The following is a 6566-nucleotide window of genomic DNA, read 5'->3' on the forward strand; positions in this document are numbered from 1 at the left end:
GCACGGAGCCTAGTCGATGGTTCGTACGAGACCCACGCGGCTTGCTAGCCTCCGCGTGCACAAAGAAAAGAAAGCGTTTCAAGCCAACGCGTTCGCGACGATCAAGACAGTGCGTCCGAACGCATCCAACGGGGGAGGCCCATATGGCTGTTGAAGAGATGGAGAGCGCGGAGGAGAGTACGGGCGCGAGGGCGGAGACGACCGCCACCGCGACCCAGAAGCTCTACTCGATCGCACCCGGCTACACCGTGAACGTCCGCAGCGGCCCCGGCACCCAGTACCGCCTGGTCCGCACGCTGTCGGTGGGCTCCAAGGTCCCGATCTTCTGCCAGCGCCCGGGCGAGACGATCAGCGGTCCCTACGGCACGACGAGCATCTGGGACAACATCAAGGTCGGCGAGTACGTCTCCGACGCCTTCGTGAAAACGGGCAGCGACGGCTACGTGGCACCGCGCTGCGGCTGACCGAGCAGGGGCGGCTCGGCTCGCGGACCACGGCCCGACGAGCCGGGCGGCTCCCTCACACACCTGCACCACCCGAACCCACCCGTCAGCACTTCGAACCAACCCGTCAGCACTCCGAATCACTCCGAAGCGCTCTTGAGACACTCCGACACTTCGGCACTCCGCCGCCCAGGGCGATAATCGAGCCGTGAGCGACGAAACCGGCACCCCCACAGGCCCCCGCCCCGAACCGATCCGCTTCTTCGGAACGACCTGGGTGGACCACGACGGCGGCTACGCGGCCCGCCGCGCGGCCGTGGCCGCCGGCTCGCTGGCGGCCGCCGCGGCGAGCTGCCTGATTCTCCGCTTCGCCTACGAGGGCCTGGCGATCGCGGCCGTGGGCGGCTTCGTCACCCTCCTCGTCGTCGTGATGTTCGCGATCTGCAGCGCGATCGCCTTCCGCCGCACCTGGGAGGGCTTCACCGAGCGCCCCGACCCCGACACCCAGGCGTCCCTCCGCGGCCTCCTGGCCATCGGCTTCGTAGGCGCCCTCCTCGCCTACTTCTTCCGCTCCCTCACCGAGGCCCCCGGCGAGAAACTCCACCGCCAGGAGTACGAGACGGCCCGCACCGAACACACCCGCCGCACCGCCCGCCGCACGGGAAACCCGTCTCGCAAACGCCGCCGCTAGGGGCTCCGCCCCGCACCCCTGGGCTTGTAGGGGCGCGGGGAACTGCGCAGTCTTTTGGGGGTTCGGGGGCGCAGCCCCCGGGAGTGACGGGATTGGGTAGGGGCGGCGGGGGCGAAAACCTCCCCGCCCTCACCCCAACGTCTTACCGAGGCCCCCTGTCCCCCACCCCCACCCAAGGCCACCATGGCGGCATGACCGCCGACTCCCGCACCCACCACCACACCCGAGCCCACTCCTTCAACGCCGCCGCAGCCCAGTACGCCGCGAACCGCCCCTCCTACCCACCCACCCTCTTCGACGCGATGGAGAACGCCGCGGGCCACTCCCTGTCGGGCGCCCGAGCCATCGACGTGGGCGCGGGCACAGGCATCGCGACCACCCTCCTGTACGCCCGCGGAGCGAACGTCGTGGCGGTCGAACCCGGCGTCGGCATGGCACGCCAGTTCCGCCAAACCCTCCCGGACATCCCCCTCGTACGCGGTGACGGCAACTCCCTCCCCTTCACCGACGCCTCCGCCGACTTCGTTACCTACGCCCAGGCCTGGCACTGGACGGAGCCGGCCCGGGCCGCCCCGGAGGCGATGCGCGTCCTGCGCCCGGGCGGCGCCCTCGCCCTCTGGTGGAACATGGACGCCCTGGACATCCCGTGGATCGCCGCCCAGGAGCAACGCGTCGAGCGGTACTTCGGCGGCGAGGCGGTCGGCAAGAAGGGCGGCACCTCCGCCCGCGCCGAGACCGCCTTCGCCGGCGCGATCACCGTCCCGGACATCACGCACCACCAGGTCCGCTGGACCCGCAGCGTCCCCCTCGACACGCACCTCGCCAACATCGGCAGCCACTCGATCTTCCTCGTCCTCGGCGAGGAGGGCACGGCGTCCTTCCTCGCCGAGGAGCGCGAGCACCTCCTGGAGGTGTTCCCGGACGGCATCGTCGAGGAGACCTACGACGTCGACCTCCTCGTCGCACTCCGCCCCTGACCCCGTCACGCATCGCCGGGCGCCCACGACTCACCACGGGGCGCCCGCGCCCCAGCACCCCATGTACCGCACGAGCCCCTCCACCACGCGTCCCCCTCCACGCGCCTCGCCCAGCCGTACCCCCTGCCCAGCCATGCCCCCACCCAGGCTTGACGCCTCCATCCCGCAGGCGAATTATTCATCACATGATGAATTACTCGCCCGGGCCACCGGCGACCCCGCAGAACCACCCCACGGGCCCAGCGGTCCACGCCGCCGAACTCACCGTCGTCCGAGGCATCCGCCAGGTCCTCCGCGGACTCGACTTCGAGGTCCCCCGAGGCCAGATCACCGGCCTGCTCGGCCCCTCGGGATGCGGCAAGTCCACCCTGATGAGGTCGATCGTCGGCACCCAGGCCAAGGTCACCGGCACCCTGGACGTCCTCGGCCTCCCCGCGGGCCACGCCGCACTCCGCTCCCGCATCGGCTACGTCACCCAAGCCCCCTCCGTCTACGACGACCTGACCGTCCGCCAGAACCTGGACTACTTCGCCGCGATCCTCGACCCCGGCCGCGCCGCCGCCGAGCGCCGCCACGAGAACGTCACCCACGCCATCGCAGACGTGGACCTCACCTCCCACACCGACGCCCTCGCGGGCAACCTCTCCGGCGGCCAACGCAGCCGCGTCTCCCTCGCCGTCGCCCTCCTCGGCACCCCCGAACTCCTCGTCCTGGACGAACCCACGGTCGGCCTCGACCCCGTACTCCGCCGCGACCTGTGGCAGCTCTTCCACACCATCGCCGCCGACCGCGGCGCCACCCTCCTCGTCTCCTCCCACGTCATGGACGAGGCCGAGCGCTGCCACCGCCTGCTCCTGATGCGCGAGGGCGAGATCCTCGCCGACGACACCCCGGACGCCCTGCGCACCCAGACCGGCACCGGCACCGTCGAGGCCGCCTTCCTCCACCTGGTCGACGAGGCGATCGCGGCCGGCAACCAGCACGGCAAGGAGTCCGTCCGATGAGCAGCATGACCACGACCACCACCACGCGTACGGGCACGACCACGCCCCCGAGGCAGAGCGCGATCAGCTACTCCCGCACCACCGCCACCGCGGCCCGGGTCCTGCGCCAGCTCCGCCACGACCCGCGCTCGATCGCGCTGATGATCCTCATCCCGTGCGTGATGCTCCTGCTGCTCCGCTACGTCTTCGACGGCAGCCCGCGCACCTTCGACTCCATCGGCGCCTCACTGCTCGGCATCTTCCCCCTCATCACGATGTTCCTGGTGACCTCCATCGCCACTCTCCGCGAACGCACCTCCGGCACCCTGGAACGCCTCCTCGCCATGCCCCTCGGCAAGGCCGACCTGATCGTCGGCTACGCCCTCGCCTTCGGCGCGCTCGCCGTCATCCAGTCCGCCCTCGCCACCGGTCTTGCCGTCTGGGCCCTCGGTCTCGACGTCACCGGCTCGACCTGGCTCCTCCTTCTGGTGGCTCTTCTCGACGCCCTGCTGGGAACAGCCCTCGGCCTCTTCGTATCGGCCTTCGCGTCCTCGGAGTTCCAGGCCGTCCAGTTCATGCCGGCCGTGATCTTCCCCCAACTCCTCCTCTGCGGCCTGTTCACCCCGCGCCCCAACATGCACCCCGTCCTCGAAGGCATCTCCAACGTCCTCCCCATGTCGTACGCCGTCGACGGCATGAACGAAGTCCTCAAGCACACCGACGTCACCGCCGAATTCATCCGCGACGCCCTGATCGTCGCGGCCTGTGCCCTCCTCGTCCTGAGCCTCGGCGCGGCAACCCTCCGCCGCCGCACCGCGTGACACCGAGCACCACCCCGCCCCCGGACGGCCGCGTCCCGCCCACCGGACAACGCGGCCTGGCCCCACGCTCCCGGTGCGAGGATGGGCCTCGGACGACGCACCCTCGGAGGGCAACCGAACATGACCCAGAAAGTCGCAGTGCTCGGCACCGGCAAGATCGGCGAGGCTCTGCTCAGCGGAATGATCCGGGCCGGCTGGGCCCCCGCCGACCTCCTGGTCACGGCCCGCCGCCCCGAACGCGCCAAGGAACTCCAGGAGCGCCACGGCGTCACCCCGGTCACCAACGCCGAGGCGGCCAAGAGCGCCGACACCCTGATCCTCACGGTCAAGCCCCAGGACATGGGCACCCTCCTCGACGAACTCACCCCGCACGTCCCCGCCGACCGACTGGTCATCAGCGGCGCCGCGGGCATCCCCACCTCCTTCTTCGAGGAGCGCCTCGCCCAGAACACCCCCGTCGTCCGTGTCATGACGAACACCCCCGCCCTCGTCGACGAGGCCATGTCCGTCATCTCCGCCGGCAGCCACGCCACCGCCGAGCACCTCGCCCACGCCGAGGAGATCTTCGGCGCGGTCGGCAAGACCCTCCGCGTCCCCGAGTCCCAGCAGGACGCCTGCACCGCCCTCTCCGGCTCGGGCCCGGCGTACTTCTTCTACCTGGTCGAGGCCATGACCGACGCAGGCATCCTGCTCGGCCTGCCCCGCGACAAGGCCCACGACCTCATCGTCCAGTCCGCGATCGGCGCCGCCGTGATGCTCCGCGACAGCGGCGAGCACCCCGTGAAGCTCCGCGAGAACGTCACGTCCCCCGCGGGCACCACGATCAACGCCATCCGCGAACTCGAGAACCACGGCGTACGAGCAGCCCTCATCGCCGCCCTCGAAGCAGCCCGCGACCGCAGCCGCGAACTGGCCTCCGGCAACAGCTAGGAGCCCCGGGGCCGGACCCGCCTCCGGCCCCACCGCTCCTCGTCACATCGCCGGCAGCAACCCGATCGCCCGGTACGCCGCGTCCACTCTCGGCCTCGCCATCTCCCTGGCCTTCGCCGCACCCTCCCGCAACACCCCCTCCACGTACGCAGGATCCGCGCACAACTCCTTGTGCCTCTGCTGTACGGGCCTGAGGAGCTCCACCACGGCCTCGGCGGTGTCCTTCTTCAAAGATCCGTACGACTCATATACACCGGCCAAGGCCTCCGGGTTCCCACTTCCACACGCCGCGAGAATCTCCAGCAGATTCGAGACCCCGGGCCGGGCCTCCCGGTCGTACGACACGTCCCGCCCGCTGTCGGTCACGGCCCGCATGACCTTCTTCCGGATCACCTCCGGCTCGTCGAGCAGATAGACGATCCCGGGCCCCACGTCGGCGGACTTGCCCATCTTCGACGTCGGCTCCTGAAGGTTCATGACCCGCGTCGCCACCTCCGGAAGCGTGGCCCGCGGCACCACGAACGTGTGCCCGTACCGCTGGTTGAACCGCACCGCCAGATCCCGCGCCAGCTCCACGTGCTGCGCCTGGTCGTCGCCCACCGGCACCTCGTCGGTCCCGTACGCCAGGATGTCCGCCGCCATCAGCACGGGATACGTCAGCAGCGACAGCCGCACACTCCCGCCTCGCGCCCGCTCGATCGCGGCCTTCTCCTTGTACTGGATCATCCGCCGCATCTCGCCGTCCGTGGCCACGCACTCCAGCAGGTACGACAGCCGGGCGTGCTCATCCACATGACTCTGCGCGAAGACGGTGCACAGCTTCGGATCGAGCCCCGAGGCCAGCAGCAGAGTGGCCGCCTGCCTACTGAGCCTGCGCACCCGGCCGGGATCGTGGTCCACGGTCAGCGCGTGCAGGTCGACGATGCAGAACAGCGCGTCGGCCTCGTGCTGATCGACCGCACTCCACCGCCGCATCGCCCCCAGGTAGTTCCCCAACGTCAGATGCCCGGTCGGCTTGACCCCGCTGAAGACCCGCTTCATTCCTCTACCTCCTGGTCGAGGCCGTCACCACCGCCGGCCGGCGCTCCAGAAGGGAGAAACAAGAACGGCCGCCGAGGCGGCGGCCGTTGAGTACACGCGTATGTACGGCCGCCGTCAGGCGGCCCACCACAGCTGGGTGCACGCGTGCGTAGTCATGGCCCCGAGGGTACGCCTCCAGGGCGGCATCCGGCGTGAAGTTGACACGCCCTGGACCCCTACGTAGTGTTCTCCGAGTTGTCCGACGTGAGCGCCGACTTCGGTTGGTCCCCGGACAGCCATTCCGCAACAAGCAGACAGCGATCGACGACCCGTCGTCGGACCGTTTTCATGCGCGTTTGCGAAATGAGGAATCCGCGTTCGAAAGGGCGTGACCCCGATTAGCTCGGGGGCCAGGATTCCGCTAAAGTCTCACTCGTCGGAACGGCCCAACAGCCGCGAAGGCAACCCGCTCTGACCGGGAATCAGGCCCGAAAGGATCTGATAGAGTCGGAACCGCCGGAAAGGGAAACGCGAAAGCGAAAACCTGGAAAGCACCGAGGAAATCGGATCGGAAAACGGTCTGATAGAGTCGGAAACGCAAGACCAAAGGGAAGCGCCCGGAGGAAAGCCCGAGAGGGTGAGTACGAAGGAAGCGTCCGTTCCTTGAGAACTCAACAGCGTGCCAAAAATCAACGCCAGAT

At 69.5% G+C, this 6566-nt stretch carries 8 protein-coding genes; 6 read left to right on the top strand and 2 right to left on the bottom strand.

What is annotated here, in order from left to right:
* Nucleotides 1–143 precede the first annotated feature (143 nt).
* The 6 genes from ACH4YP_RS41980 (at nt 144) to proC (ending at nt 4845) form a co-directional block, all read left to right on the top strand.
* The gene (locus ACH4YP_RS41980; RefSeq protein ID WP_361072301.1) at nt 144–464 is read left to right on the top strand and encodes an SH3 domain-containing protein; all 321 of its coding nucleotides are present in this window, start codon (nt 144–146) and stop codon (nt 462–464) included.
* A 187-nt stretch (nt 465–651) separates the two neighbouring features.
* Entirely contained in the window at nt 652–1134 is a 483-nt protein-coding gene (locus ACH4YP_RS41985) for an EamA/RhaT family transporter (protein WP_361072298.1), read from the top strand.
* 191 nt (nt 1135–1325) lie between these two features.
* The gene (locus ACH4YP_RS41990) at nt 1326–2111 is read left to right on the top strand and encodes a class I SAM-dependent methyltransferase (RefSeq protein WP_398496422.1); all 786 of its coding nucleotides are present in this window, start codon (nt 1326–1328) and stop codon (nt 2109–2111) included.
* Nucleotides 2112–2296: 185 nt separating this feature from the next.
* A complete protein-coding gene (locus ACH4YP_RS41995; protein ID WP_361072293.1) occupies nt 2297–3115 on the top strand; it encodes an ABC transporter ATP-binding protein in 819 nt (272 codons plus the stop codon).
* A gap of 5 nt (nt 3116–3120) precedes the next feature.
* On the top strand, nt 3121–3915 hold the full coding sequence (locus ACH4YP_RS42000; protein WP_361072309.1) for an ABC transporter permease: 795 nt from the start codon (nt 3121–3123) through the stop codon (nt 3913–3915).
* Nucleotides 3916–4035: 120 nt separating this feature from the next.
* Nucleotides 4036–4845 carry a pyrroline-5-carboxylate reductase gene (gene proC, locus ACH4YP_RS42005; RefSeq protein WP_398496424.1) on the top strand — a complete coding sequence of 270 codons (810 nt, stop codon included), beginning with the start codon at nt 4036–4038 and terminating at the stop codon, nt 4843–4845.
* A 42-nt stretch (nt 4846–4887) separates the two neighbouring features.
* Here the strand turns inward: proC and trpS are convergent, their stop codons facing one another.
* Both trpS and ACH4YP_RS42015 read right to left on the bottom strand, forming a co-directional pair.
* Nucleotides 4888–5886 carry a tryptophan--tRNA ligase gene (gene trpS / locus ACH4YP_RS42010; RefSeq protein WP_361072287.1) on the bottom strand — a complete coding sequence of 333 codons (999 nt, stop codon included), beginning with the start codon at nt 5884–5886 and terminating at the stop codon, nt 4888–4890.
* A gap of 408 nt (nt 5887–6294) precedes the next feature.
* On the bottom strand, nt 6295–6566 hold a 272-nt coding region (locus ACH4YP_RS42015; protein ID WP_398496426.1), incomplete at its 5' end, for a hypothetical protein.

The sequence above is a fragment of the Streptomyces sp. NPDC020747 genome (assembly GCF_044334695.1).
In the GTDB taxonomy this organism is placed as follows: domain Bacteria; phylum Actinomycetota; class Actinomycetes; order Streptomycetales; family Streptomycetaceae; genus Streptomyces.

Coding starts and splice junctions, on each gene's coding strand:
- ACH4YP_RS41980 (WP_361072301.1), top strand. CDS start 144: ATGGCTGTTGAAGAGATGGAGAGCGCGGAGGAGAGTACGGGCGCGAGG.
- proC (WP_398496424.1), top strand. CDS start 4,036: ATGACCCAGAAAGTCGCAGTGCTCGGCACCGGCAAGATCGGCGAGGCT.
- ACH4YP_RS42000 (WP_361072309.1), top strand. CDS start 3,121: ATGACCACGACCACCACCACGCGTACGGGCACGACCACGCCCCCGAGG.
- trpS (WP_361072287.1), bottom strand. CDS start 5,886: ATGAAGCGGGTCTTCAGCGGGGTCAAGCCGACCGGGCATCTGACGTTG.
- ACH4YP_RS41995 (WP_361072293.1), top strand. CDS start 2,297: ATGATGAATTACTCGCCCGGGCCACCGGCGACCCCGCAGAACCACCCC.
- ACH4YP_RS41990 (WP_398496422.1), top strand. CDS start 1,326: ATGACCGCCGACTCCCGCACCCACCACCACACCCGAGCCCACTCCTTC.